This is a genomic window from Natronorubrum halobium (genome assembly GCF_051351675.1).
In the GTDB taxonomy this organism is placed as follows: domain Archaea; phylum Halobacteriota; class Halobacteria; order Halobacteriales; family Natrialbaceae; genus Natronorubrum.
Genome location: NZ_CP195596.1, coordinates 451,552 through 470,398, shown reverse-complemented (window position 1 = coordinate 470,398; position 18,847 = coordinate 451,552). Strand labels below are relative to the sequence as shown.

Below are 18,847 nucleotides of genomic sequence, written 5' to 3'. Positions count from 1 at the left end.
TTCAACGACCCCATTCGAACGGCCTTGGTCGACAGGGCTACAGAAACCCTGCTCAAATCGACCGGACGGCCCACGAAGATCGCGACGGTCACCACTCAACCACGCGGTCGTTGTCCAACCCGTAGTTTGCACATCGTACAATCCGACTACAGTGGGGACTCGAGGATTCGACAAGACACTTCGCTAAGAATGGTGGAAAGAGATAGGTTGGAAGGTCGTGCATGCCAGCAATCTCGCCGACGCTATCTACAAGAGGAACATCAATTATTTGAGAAGAATGACACTGCGTCGATCGCAAAACTCATCGAAGACGCCACACTCCGTACGTTGAGAGCGATTTCTGGCCACGGCATGAACCTTGCGTTCAGGCCTCCAACGCTTTACTCTGGGAAAGGAATCACCACAAGAACGGAAATAGAAGGAATTCATAGAAGTAGTAGAACTGATATCGACAACAGATCCAACAGAAGCAATAGGTCCAATAGGTGAAATAGGTCCAGTAGGTAAAATGGATACAACAAGTGCAATAGGTACAATAGCACTGCTGGTACAATACCCCTGTATGAGATATAACCAATTTCTTCTCACTAAACGAATGTATTGAGATTCACAACAGAGCAGTGCAATCAATTCGTTAGATCCAATACCGGAGATAGAGAACGAAGCGTTTCCAGTAGAAATCGGGTACGGATGGAGTCCTACTGCTGAGTTTGTTCTTTCACTTCCGTGGTTTCTGGACTTTCCCAATATGGATGATCGTCACCGTAATCCCGAAAACACGCCGCGCGGTACTCATCATTTGCTTTGTCTATCGCTAGTTCCGGACGTTCTTGAGTGCACACCTCTCGAGCTTTGGGGCACCGAGTGTGGAATCGACACCCGCTAGGAACGTCGACTGCATCCGGGATGTCAATAACCCGAATCGGCATCTCTTCACCGCTATCCTCAAACGTGCTGAGCTCAGGAGTCGCCCACTTGAGTGCCTTCGTGTATGGATGGCTAGGGTTTTCAATTACCTCTGTCGCCGTACCCAGCTCAACGATTTCGCCGAGATACATAATTCCAATATAGCCACCGGTCTTCTCCGCCATATACCGTGCATTCGATAGATCGTGAGAGATCATGAGATATGACGTGCCGATGTGTTCCTGCAACTCGATCATCAGGTTCATCATTTCAATACGAAGCGACACGTCAAGCGCACTGATCGCTTCGTCTGCCAAGATGAGATCGGGATTCATCATTAACGCGCGAACGAGTGCAATGCGCTGTTTTTCTCCACCACTCAACTGCTACGAGGTGAGATAAACGGATACTTCCGATATTTAGTCCCATTCCTGCTCGAGAAACCTGATTCTATTCAGTTGAACCCCGGTCATTGGATGCTCTATCGATCACATTATCGTATAGAGGGCACTGTCTAGTTTAGCACCTCTGCTGGCGTCTGTCTGTTAAATGATTGATGCGGTCGTTGTGTGTTGTAGTAGTGTACAAACTATTCAAGCCATTCTCTGACGCTCGTCCGACTGCCTACCCACGAATTATGGAAGCGGTCAACGCGCATCTTGAAGGTATGAAACCACTTTTCGATTAGGTTTCGATCAACGTAGTTGAGCTGACCGCTCAACCCTAATCGGGAGAGGGCAGTCAGATAGCCGTAGCCATCAACGAGAAACACCGTCTCGGAGAGATCGTGTTTCTCGGTCAATTTATGCAGGAACGCAGCGGCTGGATCGGTTCCTCGTCGTCCGAAGACTGCGACATCAAGAATCAACCGCGAATCTAGGTCGATTGCAGCATATACCCAAGACCAGTCGCTCCGCCGCGTAGCACTCGCTGAGCAGGTCTGCGAGTGACATAGCCAAACTAACTCTACGACCTGCTCATTCCTCAAACTGGCCTAACTAGACACTGCCTCACAATCCGATATATTCAAAAAGCAACAAGAAGAATAAAGACAGACCAGTTTGTCATAACCGACTGTCAACCGACCTGAAGCTCATCAAGCAGCAGTCCAATTATATACTAGATGATAACATTATACCATAGATCTAGCGATATGAACGAACTCACCGCTGCATATTCACCGAAATGATTCAGGAAAAGACGGATTTCAGTGAGTTCAAACTTCGACTCATCCAGTTCTACGCATATCGCGCGTTCGTTTCGGAAGGGGTAGTATACCCGATTATCACGATTTTCGCTCTCAGCCAAGGGCTCAGTTTCGCCGACATCGGGGTCGCGACGGGGACATACTTTCTCGGTATGCTCGTGGGCGAAATCCCAACGGGATATCTTGGAGATCGAATCGGTCGTCGGAACGGACTCGTTCTCGGAGCCCTCTCTCAGTCAGTCGTCCATCTCGGTTTCGCCTTTTCTGACTCAGCGATTGCCTTCGTAACATTCTACGGTATCTGGGGTGTCGCTGCCACCTTTCGATCAGGCAGCGCTGACGCGTGGCTATACGATCTCCTAAAGGAGCGAAACGCCACCGATTCGTACACTCGGATTCGCGGTCGAGGAATGAGCATGTATTACGGTTCAGCAGCTATCACCGCACTTTTCGGCGGTGTACTCTACACTATCCAGCCAGCGCTACCATTCTTAGTTGCGGCTACGATGACTGCGCTGGCAGCGATAATCGTCGGAACACTTCCCGAATCGACACAGGGTCGTACGGAGACGTTCGATCTTGCTGATTTCCGCGAGTCCCTCGAGAGGATTCTGACAAATAACGATCTGGCCGCATTTACGTTCATCTCCGGAGTTCTCATGTCGATCCCGACCACCGTCGACGTGTTCATTCAACCGATCTCTCAGACTGTCGGATTCACTGCAGGGACGCTGGGGCCGCTCTATGCCGGTCTCATGGTGACCGCATCGGCAGGGTCGTTCCTCGCTCCCCAGGTTCGAAGTACATTTGGGATAGGTCGCTGGTTCCTCTTCAGCCCGCTCGTCCTGGTAGTCGCTCTTTCAGCGACGATTCCCATACATACGATCGCAATTCCGATATTCTTCTACTCTCGGTTGTTCAACACCACGACTGCCACCCTGGGGAGCACGTTCTTAAACGATCGCATAGAGACAACCGGAAGGGCTACTACTCTCAGCGGTGTCTCGATGGTATACGGACTCCTGTACTTCGTCGCAAGATCTGCAGGCGGCGCCATTGCTGGCGAGACGTCACCGTTCATCTCGATTACGATGGTCGGTGGTATCTGCCTCGTCCTCGCATTCTTGTGCAGTAGAATCCACTATCCGTTCCATAGCACGGAGTGAGCGAGGAACGTACGGTCACTGGCTGGCTTTGCCGCCGAGAGACCTACCGCGGTCGGCTTCGGGGCATCGTAGACGGCCGCTTGCAACGAACGAGGGTTCGGCAGTCGGTTTCAGTAGCCAGCCTTTTTTCGAAACGAGAACGAACTGTCACTGGGTATTCAGCCAGCGCTCGATGTAGATCGACTTGTCGGTATAGAAGTGGATCATATCTTCACCCTGTGCGTGAAGATCACCGAAGAAGGAGGCCTTTCTGCCCCCGAAGTGGAAGAACGCCATCGGAGCGGCGGTGCCCGCGTTGACCGCGAGATTGCCGGCGTCGACCTCGTGGCGGAATCGCTTTGCGTCGCTGCCTCTGTCGGTAAAGAGACTCGAGGCGTTCCCGAAGTCGCTCCGATCAACGAGCTCCAGGGCGTGGTCGAAGTCCTTCGCGCGGACGAGTGCGAGAACCGGACCGAAGATCTCCTCATCGACGATCGTCGCGTCAGGATCGACGTCTCCGAAGATCGTCGGCCCGAGGAAGCGCCCCTTCGACGGGAGGTCACTATCGCGGCCATCGAGGAGGAGTTTACCGCCTTCTTCGAGACCAGTATCGATGTAGGAGAGGACGTTCTCGCGATGTACTTCTGAGATGAGCGGCCCCATGTCGGTGTCCTCCCCGAGTCCATTTTCGATGATCATATTCGCAGCTTCGTCGACGACGCGCTCCGCAAACGCGTCGTACACGTCGTCTTCGACGACGGCGACGGGGTTCGCGAGGCAGCGCTGACCGGTGTTCGCGAACGCAGAACTGACCGTTTGCTCCGCCGCGAAGTCGAGGTCGGCCGAGGCAGCCACGAGAACGTGGTTCTTGGCGCCGCCTTGCGCCTGGACGCGCTTTCCGTGTTTCGCTGCGGATTCGTAGATGTGCTCGGCGACTGGCGTACTCCCGACGAAGCTGATGCCGGCGATGCCTGGGTGTTCGACGAGCGCGTTCACGGTGTCCGCGCCACCGTTCAGGAGCTGGACGACGCCGTCTGGGAAGCCGGCCTCGACCGCGAGTTCTATTAAGTACTGCGCGGTCAGTGGGCACTTCTCGCTCGGTTTCAGAACGAAGGCGTTCCCGGTCGCGACGCTGTATGGGAGAAACCACAGTGGGATCATCGCCGGGAAGTTGAACGGCGTCACTGCGGCAAAGACGCCGAGCGGTTTTCGTACCGCGGTCTCGTCGATATCTGGTGCTGCATTCTGCAGGTGGCCACCCTGCATCATCGACGGAATCCCACAGGCGACCTCGACGTTCTCGATGCCGCGTCTGATCTCCCCTCGAGCCTCGTCGAGCGTCTTCCCGTGTTCTCTTACGACGGTTTCGGCGATGTCGTCCTGGTGTTCCTCCAGAAGCTGCTTGAACTCGAAGAGCGGCTGGATTCGCTCCTCGACCGGCGTGTCCTCCCACGAGTCGAACGCGTCGCTACCTGCCGTAACTGCCTCGTCGACGGCCGCACGCGTGCTCTCGTGGAACTCGGTGATCTGTTCACCCGTTGCAGGATTCGAGACCAAGTGTACCTGTCCCTCACTCGGTGTCCGTCTCGATCCACCGATCCAGTTCTGTACCCGCGTCTCTGGTAGCGTCCGGTTGTTCACACTCGGCACTCTCCCTCTACGATTATAATTGTGCGTGTCGTGGCAACCAGTCGCGCATCCCGTTCCAATCAGAATGAGTCGTGGTACCCGTCGAACCGGGTGATCGATACGTCTTCGTAGAATTCGGTCCGTTCGCCGTTCAGGACCTGTTCAACGACGATCCGTCCGACTGCAGGTGCGAGTTGGACTCCGGACGTGTGGAACGCTGCGATGTGGAATCCGTTTACGCTGGTTCGGCCGACGATCAGGTTCCCATCGGGGGTGGCAGAGCGGACGCCGACCCACTCGTCGACGATCGACGGGTCGTCGACAGCGGGGAATAACCCTTCGGCGAGCGAGAGTGCCTCCCGGCGGATCGACGACGGGACCGAGTCCGGAACGTCCTCGGGTGCGTATCGAGTCGCGGAATCGTACCCCCCGGGATAGTAGCTGATCAGGAACTCGTCCGGGCTGCGTCGGTGGAAGGAAAACGACGAATCGTAGTGGTTGACGACCGGCATCCCGTACTCCGCGATCTCCGCTGCGGGTATATACTCGACGGCGTCGCGGTCGAATCCCGACCCCAGGACGCCCAGTTCGGGGCTCCCGCCGTCGTCTACGGCTCGTTCGCCGACAGAATTTCCTTCGACGTCGTTCTTCCACCGCGAGGGGGCACGACGCTGTTTTATATACACTTTACTTTGGATTGTTGGCCCCAGAAGGGCGCGGTACTCCGCCAGCAAGGGGTTGAGGTGTGGTTCGCTATCGCAGGAAATGGAGAACCGCGGAGCGTTTTACAACTATACGTTTGTAATTCCAAAGTCCGAGACTTATAAAGAGACTCCGGGCGCGGTTCGTGACGCAGGTGAATGGAGGCACTCAGTCATGGCCGGGTCGGAATCGCCAGGGACACCCATCGGGTTCATACGAGGCTTCAGGAGGCGCCCGGCGCTCAAACCGCCGCGTCTGCCGAGGTCGGGGTCTGTCGAGAATCGATGCGGCGCATGCACATATTTATGTGGGCTTCGAATCAGGGTAGTATACATATGGTACGCAGTCCACCGATAGAAGAGTTACACTTCGACGAGGCACCGTCCGGCGGCTCCGTCCCTGGCCCAAAGTCGCACGCGCTCATCGAAAAACAACGGCAGATAGACTCCAGTGCTGTCGCTTACCCCGAAGACATCCCTATCGCGTTCGACGAGGGGAAGGGTGCGACCGTTCGCGACGTCGACGGCAACACGTTCATCGACATGTTCGCCGGCATCGGCGTCCTCAACGTCGGTCACTCGAACCCGTACGTCCTCGACGCGGTCCACGAGCAGACCGACAAGTTCGTCCACACCGTCGACTTCCCCACCGAGGCGCGCCTCGAGCTCATCGAGAAGCTCGACGAGATCGCGCCCGACGGTCTTCAGGGCAACATGCGTACCGTCTTCGGCGGACCGACGGGGAGCGACGCGGTCGAAGCGGCGATCAAGCTCGCCAAGTACAACACCGGCGGCGACGGCCTCATCGCGTTCCGCGGCGCCTACCACGGCGCGACCAGCGGTGCCATGAGCGTCACGTCGAACAAGAAGTTCAAAGAGGCGTACACGCCGCTACTCCCCGACGTGGTGCACGCGCCGTACCCGTACCCGTTCCACATGGACAAGGCGCCACAGGAGGCCGTCGACCACGCCCTCGAGGAGGTCCAGGCCATCGTCGAGGACCCCTACGGCGGGCTCGCAAATCCCGCGGGAATCTTCGTCGAACCGCTGCAGGGCGAGGGTGGCGTCGTCGCGCCGCCGGAAGGCTTCCTGCAGGGGCTGCGCGACATCGCCACCGACAACGACATCCCCCTGGTCTTCGACGAGATCCAGGCCGGGCTTGGGCGGACCGGGCAGTGGTGGGCGAGCGAGTGGTACGACGTGACGCCAGACGTGATGACGTCCGCGAAGGCCCTCGGCGGCGTCGGCTTCCCCCTGTCCGCGACGATGTACCACGAGGACCTCGACACGTGGGACTCCGGCGATCACGCCGGGACGTACCGCGGTCACGTCGTCGGCATGCGTGCCGGGACCCGCGCCATCGAGTACATCCAGGAGCACGACCTGTTGGCCCACGCACGCGAACTCGGCGACTACATCAGGACTCGCCTCGAGGAGGTCGCCGAGTCGAACCCGCAGCTGGTCGACGTGCGCGGCAAGGGCCTGTTCATCGGCGCGGAGTTCGTCGATACCGACGGCGAGCCGGACGGCGACATCGGCGACGCCATCCAGGACTACTGCTTCGAAAACGGCGTCCTCGTCTGGAAGGCAGGACGACACGGTAACATCCTCCGGCTCCTCCCGCCGCTCGTCCTCACCCGCGAGCTCGCCGATACGGCGCTCGACGTGATCGTGGACGCCATCGACCACGCGACGACCACCGCATCGGTCGCCGACTGACGACCAGCCGCTCGGTTTCCAGTTACCGTGGTCGAGAACGAAGACCGCAGTTTGATGACTCGACCGCGGTGTGCTCATTGAATTCGAAGAACCATTGCTAACGGTGACCTCACTAGTGACTGACGTTTCTCGGTCGAGAAACCCCCTCCTCTGGTCGAACCCGCACGACGAAGCATTGTCGATAGCCAATGGATACGACGTCTACATAGCCACGATTCGGGAGAGGAGGATTTAGACTGCTGCTGTAAGGAGGTCATCGAGGATTGCCGTGAAAATGGCGTTCTCGTCGGTAGTGGTCGTCCGGCCACCCGACTCACTCACTTTCCCTGCCGCTCATTGCCAGCCCCGACGACCTCCGAGCCGGGATCGACGCAGTATCCCGGTCGATTCAGTCCTCGGTCCAATGAACCGCTTCAGATCGGCGATTCACGAATTTGGAGTGCTCCTCTTTCGAGGTACGTATTGCGATCCTCATATTCTGCACTGGATACGGCCTCTGTCAATGCATGTCGGATTATACGACCTGGTTCTCCAGTTCCGTTTCCGCATCGAGTCGGTCGAGATTTCGTGCGACGATCGCTGCGAGTCGGTCCCAGTGTTTCGGCGTGTACCCGCCTGTGTGTGGCGTGATGAGGCAGTTCTCGAGGTTCCAGAGCGGGTGGTCTTCGGGTAGCGGTTCGGGATCCGTCACGTCTAGTGCTGCACCGCGTATCTTGTTCGAGCGGAGCGCCGACACGAGCGCATCGGTGTCCACGATTCGGCCACGGGCGGTGTTGACGAGGACGCTATCGGTCGGCATCGTCGCCAGTTCGTCACTGCCGATGAGCCCTCGAGTGAGTTCGGTGAGTGGACACGCGATGACGAGATAGTCGGTGCGTGCGAGCGCGTCGTGGAGTTCAGCGTTGTCGAACCCCATCACCTCGTCCGTGGGGCTGTCCTTCTCTGGCGTGTACCGGAGACCGATGGTGTGGACGTCGAATCCTTCGAGGCGCTGGACGACGGCGTTCCCGATGGAGCCGAGACCGACGACGGTTACGGTCGAACCGGTGAACTCATCCGACTGGAAGTGCCGCCACTCCCGGTTCTGCTTGCGCCGCCAGCCTTCGTGGAGGCGACGAGCGAGCGTCAACATGTTCCTGATGGCTTGCTCTGCAATACCGGGTGCGTGAATGCCGCCCGCGTTCGTGACTGCCACGCCATGTTCGGCCAGCGCGTCCAATGGGAGGTGGTCGGTGCCAGCGAACGTGCACGCGAACCGCTCCAGGTTCTCGTCGTGGTCAAGCTGGTCCTCCGTGATCGTGATGCCGGTTGCGGCGCGCCCGAACTCGATCAATTCGTACTCTCTCTGGGGGTACGCGCGAGTCCGACGGTACGGTCGGGCAGGCGCTCGCGCAACGCCTCTGTGTACGGTTCCATCGATAGCCCCTCCGTCCCCTCTCTGAAGACGACGATATCTGGATTGTCGATCATGTGTGATGGATCTGTAGTCGTTGACGCTGGATTGTTAGTCTTCGTATCTTTTCAATAACTACGGTTCTCGATGGTCGGCTATCCATCGCTGTCTTCGCACGTGTCGTCCTTCAGGTCATCACCGGAGGCGGAAGTTCCATTCGGGGATCTGAACACAACCGCCATCGACTACCGGATCGTTGAGAATGCGTCCCTAACGGTCTTCGACTATCCTACGACCGGTTCAGAGACGATTCCCAAATCGGAACTTCTCGATCGGGTTCTCGGTGTCACCGGTCGTCACGATATCGGCGAGTGATTCGCCGATCACGCTACAGAACTTGTACCCCGACCCCGAGAAGCCGGCCGCAATCGCCACCTGCGGATACTCGGGGTGAGTGTCGACGTAGAAGTGATTGTCCACTGAACGCGTGACGATACACGAGGACATCGCCATCGTCGGCCCCTGTCCGGTCGGGAAGTGGTCGTTCGCCAACCGTCTGAGAAACTCGTCGTCCTGGAGGGTGGGCTCGTCCTGCCAGTCGTCCGGGTCGATCACGTCCGGCGTTTCAGGTTCTCTTCCGTATTTGTACCCCGGCCGCTCGTAGTTCGGGAACCCGTAGTAGGAGCCGCTGGGGGCCTGGAACGTGAATCCCGGGAACGATTCGGGTGCGAAGTCCGCTTCTCGCTCTGGTTGAATCCAGATTTGCACTCGCCGTTCGGGTTGCAGTTTCCCCGAGAGCAGATCGAGATGTTTGCCAGCCCATGCCCCCGACGAGACGACGAGGTGATCCGCGGTGTACGTCCCGCGGTCGGTGGTGACGCGGACGCCGTCACCGTCGGGTTCCCAGTCGCGTACTCGCTCTCGCGCGTGTACGGTGCCGCCGTGTGATTGCGCCTGCCGGACGTGCGCGGTTATCGCCTTCTCGCTCGCGACGAACCCGCCGTCGTCCTGATAGAGCCCTTGGTAGTCGTCGGGGATGTCGTACGCCGGGAATCGGTCAGTGACTTCCTCGGACGACAGCAGCTCGTACTCGATGTCGTAGCGGTCGCACGAATCGACGGCGTCCGTGATCTTGTCGGACCCGGCGGGACCGATCCCGATCGTCCCTGTTTCGACGAAGATCTCGTTCCCTGCCTCCTCCTCGAGGTCGAGCCAGAGGTCCTTCGCGCGCCGAACCAGCGGGACGTACTCGTGTCCCTTCGTCTGTGGCAAGCGCAGTAGTCTCGATTCGCCGTGGGAGGACCCGTGCGTGTGCGGGATGTCGTATCGTTCGATTCCGAGCACGTCGACGCCCCGTTCTGCGAGGTGGTACGCGGTAGCGCTTCCCATTCCGCCGACTCCGACGACTATTACGTCGTAGCTATCGCCCTGTGACATTGGGCTATCTTTCGTATAATGTGGAAAAAGCTTTTCGGCAGCAACGTCGGCAGTGGCCACGTCGCCAACTCTGGGGGAGCTGAAGGCCCTGATAGCACTCCTTGAGTCGAGCGAATTCGGGGGACGAACGGGAGAGGATCGATCGTAGCTGATTCAATACCACTGTACAGGAACAAGCATCTTTATGTACTTCATTACTCATACCAACGCTCATGGATTACGATCCTGTCCGTGCAGAGGACCCTGAGCTAGGGGAGATACTCACGAAGGAACTCAATCGGCAACGAGATTCGCTCCAGATGATAGCCAGCGAGAACCACGTCAGCCAGACCGTCCTCAAGGCCCAGGGCAGCGTCATGGCAAACAAGTACGCGGAAGGCCTCCCTGGGACCCGCTGGTACGGTGGTTGCGAGTATGCCGACGAGCTCGAAGAGCTCGCCATCGATCGTGCCAAGGAACTCTGGGGTGCCGAGCACGTCAACATCCAACCGCATTCCGGGACGCAGGCGAACGAGGCAGTCTACCTCGCCGCCCTCGACCCCGGTGACAAGATCCTTGCGCTGGACCAGAATCAAGGCGCTCACAGCTCCCACGGACACCAGGCGTACTCCGCAGGCCAGTTTTACGAGGTCGAACAGTACGGAATCGACGTTGATACGGGTCACGTAGACTACGAGGGACTTCGCGAGCACGCCGAAGCGTTCGAACCTGACCTGATCATCTCAGGATACTCGATGCACCCTCACATCGTCGACTGGGAGCGAGTTCAGGATATCGCGGAGGACGTCGACGCGTACCACCTCGCGGATATCGCACACATCAACGGTCTCGTGGCAGGGGGCGTCCACCCCAATCCGGTCGGTATCGCAGATTTCGTCACCGGGTCCACGCACAAGACCATCCGAGCTGGACGCGGTGGCATCATCATGTGCGACGAGGAACACGCCTCCGACGTCGACAGCGCAGTCAGCCCCGGATCGCAAGGCGGCCCGCACATGCACTGCATCGCGGGCAAAGCAGCCGGGTTCAAGGAGGCCCTGAGCCCCGAATTCGAGGAGTACGCGCAGCAGGTGGTCGACAACGCGCAGGCATTCAGCGATCGCCTACAGGAACAGGGTATCTCCGTCTTCTCAGGCGGGACTGAAGTCCATATGGTCCTGGTCGATCTCGAAGAGACCCACCCGGACCTCTCCGGCCTTGACGCGGAAGAAATCTTCGAGGACGCGAACATCGTCCTGAACGCGCAACGGGTGCCGGGCGAGTCCAATCCGGACACGTGGAACCCGCAAGGTATCCGATTCGGGACCCCTGCACTCACGACTCGTGGCTTCGACGAGGAGGACCTGCGAGCGGTTGCGGATCTGGTCGTTCGAGTCCTCGACGCCCCCGACGACGAGTCGGTTCGGGAATCGGTCCGGGAGGAAGTCCAGGTCCTCTGCGACGAGAACCCGCTCTACGAGGATCTTCTCTAGGAGTCGCATCCAGTTCTGTTCGTCCCAGTGGTCCCACACTAGAACCCCGTGTAGAATCGCCGGCTCGGTGTCTCGGAGGACTTCGCCCCTGACGTGAACATTCTATAATCCCGAACTATCTACCCTACCGCTGCTTTTAATATACAGAAGAGATACGTAGAACTATGAGTTCCCTTGATAGCCCATCAGCACTAGACTTGGACTCGGAATTCGAGCTAGTGATAAATGGGAAGACGACGGGGGCGTCGAGCGGAGAGACGTTCCAGACGGACAATCCCGCGACGAAGGAACAGCTTGCAACGGTTTCGAGAGGCGCGAAAGAGGACGTCGACACCGCTGTTCAATCCGCCCGCGAAGCCTTCGAGTCGGAGTGGCGAGAGACCAGTAACGCCGAACGTGCCGCCATCCTGCGAGAGATAGCAACGAACTTTCGGGACAACGCGGATCGGTTAGCGAAACTGGATTGCCTCGACCAAGGAAAGCCCCTCTCTAACAGTCAACACAGCGTAAACCAGGCTGCACGCTACTTCGAGTACTACGCATCCGCGATCGACGTCACACGCGAGGATAGCATCCCGGTCGGCTCGGGATACACCGATTTCACTCGGCGTGAACCGTACGGTATCGTCGGAGAGATCGTCCCCTGGAATTACCCGGTCCAGCTCTTTGCCCGGTCCCTGGCACCAGCTCTGGCCGTCGGTAATACGGTCGTCGTCAAGCCTGCCGAGTTGACGCCACTGACCGCTATCGAGATGGGGAGACTCATCGCCGAATCGTCGATTCCCGATGGGGCCGTCAATATCGTGCCCGGATTTGGCGACGAAGCGGGTGCGGCAGTGAGCGCCCATCCGGATATCGACAAGGTCGGGTTCACAGGTAGTGTGCGTACGGGCCAAAAAGTGATGGAGAGCGCCACGCAAAACCTGACGCCAGTGACGCTCGAACTCGGCGGGAAGAACCCGTACCTGATGTTCCCGGACGCCGATTTCGACGAGATGGCGGACGATCTCGTCATCGCCTGCTTGAGTAACGCTGGCCAGACCTGCAGTGCAGCGAGCCGGTTGTTGATCCACGAAGCTATCCACGAGGATTTCATCCCCGTCCTTGTAGAGCGGTTCGAGGAGCTAACCGTCGGATCGGGAGTGGATGATCCGGACATTGGTTCACTGATCGGTAGCGACCACTTCGAGAAAGTCCGGAACTACATCGAGATCGGAAAACAAGAGGCGAATCTCGTCACTGGAGGACGGAGCACCGAGTCCCTCCCAGACGTCTCCGAGGGGTATTTCATCGAACCGACTGTATTCGACGACGTGTCTCCCGACGACCGGATCGCTCAAGAGGAGGTCTTCGGCCCCGTACTGTCGGTCATCGAATTCAGCGACGAAGAAGAGGCGATCGAGATCGCCAACGACGTCGAGTACGGTCTCACCAGTGGCGTCGCCACGAAGGACATCGACCGGGCGAACCGTATCGCACGCGAGTTACGTTCGGGCCAGGTCTACGTCAACGAATGGTATGCTGGCGGCATCAAAGCCCCCTTCGGCGGGGTGAAGAACAGCGGCTTCGGACGCGTGAAAGGGACCGAAGCGCTTGACCAGTACTCGCAGGTAAAGAACATCTGCTTCAAGTACGAGAGTTAGGATTCAAAGAGCATCCTCGAGAGGACTCTTCGTAATACCCGGTTGTTCGGCGCTATCACTACGACCGAACCGGAGATGATAACAGTGGCTTGACTGAACGTCAACCACAGTGGTTGGCGTGTACCTCCTTCCGGTCTTCTCGATAAGGCTCGTGGTCTCCACCGGTGAGATCAGAAACGATCAGTACCGCTCGGTCCCGAATACTAGTGACGTGAGTAGGTTCACCGAGATCGAACGACGCCTAACAAGCACACACAGGCTGAAAAAGGAACCCTCGAAGAATTCAGCGATACGCGGTTACGACGACTTCGAGCAGCGCGTCCCCACTGAAGTCGTTGACGAGGGCAGCACGCGTCGGGTAGGGTTCGTCGAGGTATTCCCGGAACACCTCGTCCATATCCCGCTTCAGATCGGCATCCTTGTAGAATACTTCCAACCGAAGAAGGTTGTCGAGAGAGGACCCTGCTGCCTCGAGGGTCGTCTCGATGTTCTCGAACGCGAGGCGGGTCTGTTCGGTCATGGTCTCACCGTACTCGTTTGTCTCGCCGTCGTAACCGACGATACCGGAGACGTACACTATGTCGTCGTGAACGACTGCACGTGAATTCGGTGAACTACTCTCGTAAACGCCATCTGGGCTAATAACCTCCAGACGGATTCGAACTCACCGTCTCAATACTTATGTCTTTATCAATTCCACTGGTAGTTGGCCGTTGTGCGGGTATCAGGAACGGGTCAGTTGGTCGACCTCTCTCGAAGTCCGGAGCGAATTCAGTAAGACGCTAGATTCTATCAGCGGGGAGGGCCAGCTAGGGAAGCGTCGGATCGAACTGGTGGAGTTCCATTATAGGGGCCGTTCGAAACTATTGGCGAACGTCAGGATGACCGTCGAAGCGCGTGATGGAGAGGTCGTCGTAGTACTCCGTAGGGTCTCCGTCGACGAGCTGTCGAGCGATGATCTCCCCGACCGCAGGCGAAAGTTGAATACCTGACGTATTGAATGCGGCCAGAGAGAACCCTTCGATGGCCGTCCAGCCGACGATCGGGTTCTTATCAGGAGTCAGGGAACGGACGCCGACCCAGTCGTCGACGATGTCTGCGGTGAGGAGGCTCGGCAGCAGGCGGTCGATCTGGTCGATAGCCCCTTCCCGGATATCGCTCGGGACCGAATCGCTCTGTTTACTGGGGTCGTATTCGGTACCGGCTTCCTGATAGGACCCCGGATAGTGGGACACGATCACTTCGTCTTCCTTCTGTCTGTGGATCGAGTACGGAGAGTCGAACGGCTCGATACTCGGAAGCGAACACTCGAGGTCTTCCTGTGGTTGGAGCTGAATTGCGGGGGCGAGCGTATGCCGTAACGGAACGTCGAGTCCAAGTTGGTTGCAGATCTTGATGTTCCACGGCCCTGCTGCGCTAACTACGTGCTGTGTTTCGACGAAGCCGGCTTCCGTTTCGAGGCCGGTGACGCGCCCACTATCGGTCACGACCTCGTCGACGGGCGTGTTCGACCGGAACTCCACGCCGTTCTCCTTCGCCCGCTCGATGAACTCGTAGGTCAGTTCCTGTGGACGATTCATGTACCCGACTTTGGGTCGGTGAAGCGCACCTTCGATCTCGTCAGTGTTCACCGGCGGCACCATGAGGGTCTTCTGGAGCTCGTCCCCCGGAATGTACTCGAGTTGTGCGTTCCCGATGTTGCTGGCGACCATCCCGATATCCGCCTTCCCCTGGGCTGCTCGCTGGAGCTTCGATGCGCCCTCTTCCGTAGTGGCGACAACGAGCCGACCCATCGACGTGTATTGAGGGTGAGCCCGACGATCCGCGAAGAACTGATTGTAGAACTCGAGCGCATACCGTTTCATCCGGTACTGCACTTCGTCACCGTAGAGCCCCATCATCGCGACTGACTTGTACGTCGTCTCCGAGGCCGGAGCGGTTCGCTCGAAGACCGTAATCGATACGTCCGTCCGCTCACTCAGGTGGTAGGCGATGCTCGCACCGGCAATACCGCCTCCGATAATCGCATACTCTGTCGTTTCCCTCACTTCTGAGAAGAAAAGTACTCATTTGAGATAAATATTGTGCTGCTTCTAAGAATTTGGTTTGGAATCATCTGACTCCGACAATCGTGCACGGTCCGTGGGTCAACGCGCCCCGATAGCACCAGAATCAATGACCAGGGCCGTCTTCTCGCCGTTCGACCACGTGCACAATGACGCCGTACGCGAACGACTGCAGCAACGAGACTCGTCTGAAACCTGCCGTCCACGATATCGACCGTCTGGTGATGTGGTAAATCCAGGCGCTACACGCCGGTTAGCAGGAACGACTCACCGAACAGCGTTACTGGTGGTAGTCGGTATGATCGTCGAAACGGCTGATCGAGAGAGCATCGTAGTACTCACCGCGATCACCGTCCACGAGTTGGGTTGCGATCATTTTTCCGATAGCCGGTGAGAGCTGAATCCCAGACGTGTGGAATGCCGCGATCGAGAAGCCCTCTAGCTCGGTCCACCCGACGATCGGGTTTCCATCGGGGGTAACCGATCGAACGCCCGTCCACTCGTCGGTCACCTCGCAGCCCTGTGCGACTGGGAATAGCTTCTCCATCTCGTCCAACGCGTCGCTGCGGATATCGGATGGAACTGCATCATCGATCTCGTCGAGATCGAACTCGCTAGCCTTGTCGTATCCGCCCGGGTAGTAGACGGCGAGCAGTTCGTCGTTGTTGCGGGAATAGAAGGAGAAGGACGAATCGATGTGACTGATTCCAGGCATCGCATATTCGCACTGCCCGGGTGGCGTAATTTGCAATACGGGAGCGAGGGTGTGCTTCATGGGCACCGAAACGCCGGCCGATTCGGCGAGTTCTTTGTTCCACGGGCCTGCCGCACAGACGACTTCGTCGACCGGGATTCGCTCGCCGTCATCGGTTACTATGCCTGAAACCTGGTTCGATTCCGTCTCTACGTCAGTAATCGCTGTCTCTGTACGGATGGAGACTCCATTCTCCTTCGCCCGTTCGATGAACTCGAGCGTGAGTTCCCTCGGTCGGGTCATGTAGCCCACGTTCGGGCGGAATAGCGCCCCCTCCACGCGATCTTCGTCGAGTAGTGGCGCATGTACCTTATCGTAGATCTCGTCTCCGGGGAGATACTCGACCGAGTCGCGTTCGAATCCGTTCGCGTACGATGCCAGCGAGTCGTCGCCGCCAGCTTCGATCGCTGCCTTCAACTCCTCTGCCGTTTCTGTCTCCCCCGTGAGGTAAAGATGGCCCGCAGAGACGTATTCGAGAGGCGACTGTGCCTCCTGGAAGAACTGATTGTAGAGACGCTTCGCGTATCGCTTCATCTGATACTGCGTCTCGTCCCCATAGAATCCGAACTGAGCGATCGACTTCGCCGTCGTCTCAGTCGCCAGTTCGCCCTTTTCGAAGACGACGATCTCCTCGTCGGTTCGCTCACTGAGATGATACGCGATACTCGCTCCAGCGATCCCTCCGCCAATGACTGCGTACGTCCGTGACATCCAGGTCCTTGTTCCTGGCACGTCATATTATTTCTTCCGCTAGTACCCACCCAATTGAAAAAAATACGTGCCCCGTTTTCGTATGATTGACGAACATGCATTCGGTACTGTACTCATCTGAAAACTGCGACAGGGACCACCAACAGCAATGTTAGTGACACATAATGTTTAATAGGTCGTGCGAAGACTACTCAGATGGTCAAATGAGTACGAAGAGACATTACGAGCGCGAGTTCGTTCGGACGTTCTTTACGACACCGACAGCGGTCGAAGGTGAATCGGATTCGGCGAAGATGCTGCGCAGTGCAGCGCAGGTTCGAGGGATACAGGCACCAGACGCTTGGGTGCCTGACAACGAGGATGCGACGGCGCCGACCATGCGAGCTGAAGGCGTCGAGAACATCATCGACGTGGTCGCCGAACACGGCTCCGATTACCCCAGCGAGATCCACCCCCGCGTCGTATGGCATCGTGAGAGCCCATCGACGCGATACCAGGGATTCCAGCAGATGCTCGAAATTGCGAATCCCGAGAACGGTGCTGTCGACCACATCGACGGGTTCGTCATTCCGGAGGTCGGCGACATCGACGACTGGAAGAAGGCCGACGAGTTCGTCACCATCATCGAGAACGAACATGGGCTCCAGGAGGGGAGTCTCTCCATGTCCGTCATCGTCGAAAGCGGTGAAGCTGAACTCGCAATGGGAGACCTCCGCGAGGAAATGGGCAAGCCCTCCAACAACCTCGAACGCCTATTCCTGCTCGTCGACGGCGAGGTCGACTACACCAAGGACATGCGAGCGATGACGCCGACTGGGGAACTCCCACCGTGGCCGGAGCTCCGCCACAACACCTCCCGTGGCGCGAGCGCTGCCGGCCTCATCGCGGTCGACGGTCCATACGACGACATCCGCGACGTCGAAGGCTACAACGATCGGATGACCGAGAATCAGGCGAAGGGGATGCTCGGGATCTGGTCGCTGACGCCCGGGCAGGTCGTCGAAGCGAACAAGGCACCACTCCCGCCCAAGACCGGCAGCTGGTTACTCGAACTCGCCGACCAGACGATCGAACTGGAGCACGTAGACGGCCAGCACGTCTACGATGGCGACGAAATCGGACTTGAACAGACGGGAGAGGACCAGTACATCCTGTCCGTTGGTGGTGACGAGCGCGAACTCGACGAGGACGAACTCAACGAGGAGTTGCTCGATCTCACTGCGTACGTCCCGAGTATGGACGATATCGTCGATTCGATGGAGGAGTTCGAGGCTGCCAAGGAGGCTGGCAAGGGCGCTATCGCGATGACACAGGCCGCAACGATCGTCATCGACGGTGTCACCGTGGAGCTGAGCAATGACCGGATGTGGGACGAGGCGACGTATCAGGCCGCGCAGACTCCTGTTGCGCTCTTCCAAGACGTCTACCAACATCGTCCGGACCAGCACGAGGAGCTCGAGGAGATGTACGGGTCGGACGTCGTCCAACGCGCGACGAACGTCGGGGCCTGAACGACAGCACTGCATCGTTCGAGGGGTCCGCGTCGAAAATCGAACTCAAATTCTCCCGCCGGTACATCACATCGGACTCGCCTTGCATCGGACACTCTTGCTGAAATTGGAGGGGATTAGGCCCTACAGTTTGCTCCCCCGCTGATATCTACGGTTCAGGCGATTCGTCAACCTCGAGCGGTTCGATGAGCTCGACGAGGTGTCCATCCGGATCTTCGATGAATGCGGTGTAAGCGCCCGCCTCGGGCTGTGTACCGGGCTTTTCGGCGATTCCGTAGTGGCCGATGGTCTCGACGGTCTGGTCGACGTCGTCGACGCCGAGCGCGAGATGGTCCCAGCCGGAGCCCATCTCGAAGTCCTCCTCACCGGTGGTTTCCGAGAGCTGTAGTTCGACGCCATTTTCGTCCGCTATGTAGTAGTTCGTCGTCTCGCCATCGGCGGTGGTGAACTGCCACGATCGTTCGAATCCGAGCTGTTCGTAGAACTCGATCGATTCGGATGCATCGGCGACGTTCAGACAAACGTGTAATATTGCTGCACGTGGCATGCCTAC

At 58.1% G+C, this 18,847-nt stretch carries 13 protein-coding genes and 2 pseudogenes; 5 read left to right on the top strand and 10 right to left on the bottom strand.

The window, feature by feature from the left end; genetic code table 11:
• Window positions 1-698 precede the first annotated feature (698 nt).
• Window positions 699-1,289 (bottom strand): oligopeptide/dipeptide ABC transporter ATP-binding protein, encoded by a 591-nt coding sequence (locus tag ACSFC7_RS26100; RefSeq protein WP_436348203.1) that lies wholly within the window; start codon window positions 1,287-1,289, stop codon window positions 699-701.
• Between the two features lie 131 nt (window positions 1,290-1,420).
• A pseudogene (locus ACSFC7_RS26095) lies at window positions 1,421-1,816 on the bottom strand (integrase core domain-containing protein); the annotation flags it as partial.
• Window positions 1,817-2,091: 275 nt separating this feature from the next.
• On the opposite strand from ACSFC7_RS26095, the gene ACSFC7_RS26090 reads away from it, so the two are divergent.
• Window positions 2,092-3,279, top strand: a complete 1,188-nt coding sequence (locus tag ACSFC7_RS26090) for an MFS transporter (RefSeq protein ID WP_436348202.1) — start codon at window positions 2,092-2,094, stop codon at window positions 3,277-3,279.
• A gap of 147 nt (window positions 3,280-3,426) precedes the next feature.
• Here the strand turns inward: ACSFC7_RS26090 and ACSFC7_RS26085 are convergent, their stop codons facing one another.
• Complete coding sequence (locus tag ACSFC7_RS26085; protein WP_436348201.1) at window positions 3,427-4,899, bottom strand: CoA-acylating methylmalonate-semialdehyde dehydrogenase; 1,473 nt, start codon at window positions 4,897-4,899, stop codon at window positions 3,427-3,429.
• A 68-nt stretch (window positions 4,900-4,967) separates the two neighbouring features.
• Complete coding sequence (locus ACSFC7_RS26080) at window positions 4,968-5,573, bottom strand: NAD(P)/FAD-dependent oxidoreductase (RefSeq protein ID WP_436348199.1); 606 nt, start codon at window positions 5,571-5,573, stop codon at window positions 4,968-4,970.
• 351 nt (window positions 5,574-5,924) lie between these two features.
• Between ACSFC7_RS26080 and ACSFC7_RS26075 the strand changes: the two genes are divergently transcribed.
• The gene (locus tag ACSFC7_RS26075; RefSeq protein ID WP_436348198.1) at window positions 5,925-7,307 is read left to right on the top strand and encodes an aspartate aminotransferase family protein; all 1,383 of its coding nucleotides are present in this window, start codon (window positions 5,925-5,927) and stop codon (window positions 7,305-7,307) included.
• A 514-nt stretch (window positions 7,308-7,821) separates the two neighbouring features.
• Here ACSFC7_RS26075 and ACSFC7_RS26070 read toward each other — a convergent pair.
• Together ACSFC7_RS26070 and solA are read right to left on the bottom strand one after the other, a co-directional pair.
• A pseudogene (locus ACSFC7_RS26070) lies at window positions 7,822-8,777 on the bottom strand (D-2-hydroxyacid dehydrogenase).
• Window positions 8,778-9,000: 223 nt separating this feature from the next.
• Window positions 9,001-10,137: an N-methyl-L-tryptophan oxidase gene (gene solA / locus ACSFC7_RS26065; protein ID WP_436348197.1), complete on the bottom strand. Its 1,137-nt coding sequence runs from the start codon at window positions 10,135-10,137 to the stop codon at window positions 9,001-9,003.
• A gap of 212 nt (window positions 10,138-10,349) precedes the next feature.
• On the opposite strand from solA, the gene glyA reads away from it, so the two are divergent.
• Both glyA and ACSFC7_RS26055 read left to right on the top strand, forming a co-directional pair.
• A complete protein-coding gene (gene glyA / locus ACSFC7_RS26060) occupies window positions 10,350-11,609 on the top strand; it encodes a serine hydroxymethyltransferase (protein WP_436348196.1) in 1,260 nt (419 codons plus the stop codon).
• Between the two features lie 197 nt (window positions 11,610-11,806).
• Window positions 11,807-13,252 carry an aldehyde dehydrogenase family protein gene (locus ACSFC7_RS26055; RefSeq protein WP_436348195.1) on the top strand — a complete coding sequence of 482 codons (1,446 nt, stop codon included), beginning with the start codon at window positions 11,807-11,809 and terminating at the stop codon, window positions 13,250-13,252.
• A 283-nt stretch (window positions 13,253-13,535) separates the two neighbouring features.
• Here the strand turns inward: ACSFC7_RS26055 and ACSFC7_RS26050 are convergent, their stop codons facing one another.
• The 3 genes from ACSFC7_RS26050 to ACSFC7_RS26040 all read right to left on the bottom strand — a co-directional run bounded on the left by ACSFC7_RS26050 (window position 13,536) and on the right by ACSFC7_RS26040 (window position 16,783).
• The gene (locus ACSFC7_RS26050) at window positions 13,536-13,895 is read right to left on the bottom strand and encodes a RidA family protein (RefSeq protein WP_436348728.1); all 360 of its coding nucleotides are present in this window, start codon (window positions 13,893-13,895) and stop codon (window positions 13,536-13,538) included.
• 220 nt (window positions 13,896-14,115) lie between these two features.
• A complete protein-coding gene (locus ACSFC7_RS26045) occupies window positions 14,116-15,300 on the bottom strand; it encodes an NAD(P)/FAD-dependent oxidoreductase (protein ID WP_436348193.1) in 1,185 nt (394 codons plus the stop codon).
• Between the two features lie 298 nt (window positions 15,301-15,598).
• The gene (locus ACSFC7_RS26040) at window positions 15,599-16,783 is read right to left on the bottom strand and encodes an NAD(P)/FAD-dependent oxidoreductase (RefSeq protein WP_436348192.1); all 1,185 of its coding nucleotides are present in this window, start codon (window positions 16,781-16,783) and stop codon (window positions 15,599-15,601) included.
• A 203-nt stretch (window positions 16,784-16,986) separates the two neighbouring features.
• Between ACSFC7_RS26040 and aceB the strand changes: the two genes are divergently transcribed.
• Window positions 16,987-18,294 carry a malate synthase AceB gene (aceB, locus tag ACSFC7_RS26035; protein WP_436348190.1) on the top strand — a complete coding sequence of 436 codons (1,308 nt, stop codon included), beginning with the start codon at window positions 16,987-16,989 and terminating at the stop codon, window positions 18,292-18,294.
• 148 nt (window positions 18,295-18,442) lie between these two features.
• On the opposite strand, the gene ACSFC7_RS26030 is transcribed toward aceB, so the two are convergent.
• The gene (locus ACSFC7_RS26030) at window positions 18,443-18,841 is read right to left on the bottom strand and encodes a VOC family protein (RefSeq protein WP_436348188.1); all 399 of its coding nucleotides are present in this window, start codon (window positions 18,839-18,841) and stop codon (window positions 18,443-18,445) included.
• Window positions 18,842-18,847: the final 6 nt, after the last annotated feature.